2 tRNA genes and 2 rRNA genes (1 of these 4 cut by a window edge) are annotated in these 2,500 nt (G+C 44.8%); all 4 read left to right on the plus strand.

Annotated features, from left to right (window positions below):
- Window positions 1-166 precede the first annotated feature (166 nt).
- Window positions 167-1,685, plus strand: a 16S ribosomal RNA gene (locus E4J94_RS17490).
- 105 nt (window positions 1,686-1,790) lie between these two features.
- A tRNA-Ile gene (locus tag E4J94_RS17495) sits at window positions 1,791-1,864 on the plus strand.
- A 44-nt stretch (window positions 1,865-1,908) separates the two neighbouring features.
- Window positions 1,909-1,982: transfer RNA gene (locus E4J94_RS17500), tRNA-Ala, on the plus strand.
- Window positions 1,983-2,180: 198 nt separating this feature from the next.
- Window positions 2,181-2,500, plus strand: a 23S ribosomal RNA gene (locus E4J94_RS17505); it runs 2,466 nt beyond the window's last position.
- Together the 16S and 23S rRNA genes with 2 tRNA genes alongside form the textbook arrangement of a ribosomal RNA operon.

Raw genomic sequence — 2,500 nt, forward strand, 5'->3', positions numbered from 1 at the left:
CGCAAATACCGAGAGGTATTGCTAAGATGAGAAGTTCATTTGAAATTATAAAATAAACAGAAGAAACAAATAGCCGAATAATAACGAAGTCAATCCTTGAATAATGGAGCTATAGGAAATTCGAAGTTGTAAAAAACAGAAGCTCTTGCTTCACACGAAATTATTTACAATGGAGAGTTTGATCCTGGCTCAGGATGAACGCTAGCGGGAGGCCTAACACATGCAAGCCGAGGGGTATATTTCTTTCGGGAGATAGAGACCGGCGCACGGGTGCGTAACGCGTATGCAACTTGCCCTACTGAAAAGGATAGCCCTTCGAAAGGAGGATTAATACTTTATAATAGAAATCATGGCATCATGGATTTTTGAAAGATTTATCGCAGTAGGATAGGCATGCGTAAGATTAGTTAGTTGGTGAGGTAACGGCTCACCAAGACGATGATCTTTAGGGGGCCTGAGAGGGTGAACCCCCACACTGGTACTGAGACACGGACCAGACTCCTACGGGAGGCAGCAGTGAGGAATATTGGACAATGGGTGGAAGCCTGATCCAGCCATCCCGCGTGTAGGATGACGGCCTTATGGGTTGTAAACTACTTTTATCTGGGGATAAACCTACTTACGTGTAAGTAGCTGAAGGTACCAGAAGAATAAGCACCGGCTAACTCCGTGCCAGCAGCCGCGGTAATACGGAGGGTGCAAGCGTTATCCGGATTTATTGGGTTTAAAGGGTCCGTAGGCGGATTAATCAGTCAGTGGTGAAATCTCATAGCTTAACTATGAAACTGCCATTGATACTGTTAGTCTTGAGTGAGTTTGAAGTGGCTGGAATGTGTAGTGTAGCGGTGAAATGCTTAGATATTACGCAGAACACCAATTGCGAAGGCAGGTCACTAAGTCTCAACTGACGCTGATGGACGAAAGCGTGGGGAGCGAACAGGATTAGATACCCTGGTAGTCCACGCCGTAAACGATGGATACTTGCTGTTGGGTTTTCGGACTCAGTGGCTAAGCGAAAGTTATAAGTATCCCACCTGGGGAGTACGTTCGCAAGAATGAAACTCAAAGGAATTGACGGGGGCCCGCACAAGCGGTGGAGCATGTGGTTTAATTCGATGATACGCGAGGAACCTTACCAAGGCTTAAATGCAATTTGACAGATCTAGAAATAGATTTTTCTTCGGACAGAATGCAAGGTGCTGCATGGCTGTCGTCAGCTCGTGCCGTGAGGTGTTAGGTTAAGTCCTGCAACGAGCGCAACCCCTATCATTAGTTGCCAGCGTTTAAAGACGGGGACTCTAATGAGACTGCCGGTGCAAACCGCGAGGAAGGTGGGGACGACGTCAAGTCATCACGGCCCTTACGTCTTGGGCTACACACGTGCTACAATGGTAAGTACAGAGGGCAGCTACTTGGCAACAAGATGCGAATCTCGAAAACTTATCTCAGTTCGGATTGGAGTCTGCAACTCGACTCTATGAAGCTGGAATCGCTAGTAATCGCATATCAGCCATGATGCGGTGAATACGTTCCCGGGCCTTGTACACACCGCCCGTCAAGCCATGGAAGCTGGGGGTACCTGAAGTCGGTGACCGTAAAAGGAGCTGCCTAGGGTAAAACTGGTAACTAGGGCTAAGTCGTAACAAGGTAGCCGTACCGGAAGGTGCGGCTGGAACATCTCATATTTAGAGAACGACGAATTTTCTTCTATTGTAAGAAGATTGATTTTAATTCGGCTTTTCTTTCTGTTATTATATATAAATATAGACCACTCTTTAAGAGTATTAAAGAGTCTCATAGCTCAGCTGGTTAGAGCGCTACACTGATAATGTAGAGGTCGGCAGTTCGAGTCTGCCTGAGACTACTAAAAGCGAAGTTCAGATTATGGATTTCGAAATACGACAAAGAGGGGGATTAGCTCAGCTGGCTAGAGCGCTTGCCTTGCACGCAAGAGGTCATCGGTTCGACTCCGATATTCTCCACGAAATTAGTTTTTACGACTAATAGAAGAGTTCATTGACATTATTAGAAACAGATTATGAATTTTATAAATTTATAATCGCATACAATCAAAAACAAACAGATTTAGAAATAGATCAAAGTTTTATAAAGGTATACAATTAATCAATAAAACGAGTAAGATTAACATAACCGCTCAATAATATGACGGTTAAATCGAGAAAAAAGTTACAAAGGGCGTACGGCGGATGCCTAGGCTTTGAGAGGCGATGAAGGACGTGATAAGCTGCGATAAGCTTCGGGGAGTGGCACATACACATTATATCCGAAGATTTCCGAATGGGACAACCCGGCATGTTGAAGACATGTCACTCACGTAAGTGAGAGCGAACGTTGGGAACTGAAACATCTAAGTACCAATAGGAAAAGAAATCAATTGAGATTCCGTAAGTAGTGGCGAGCGAACGCGGATTAGCCCTAAAGACTTTATAAGGATAATAGAATAACCTGGAAAGGTTAACCGTAGAGGGTGATAGTCCCG

The organism is Empedobacter tilapiae (assembly GCF_004785645.1).
Classification (GTDB): Bacteria; Bacteroidota; Bacteroidia; order Flavobacteriales; family Weeksellaceae; genus Empedobacter; species Empedobacter tilapiae.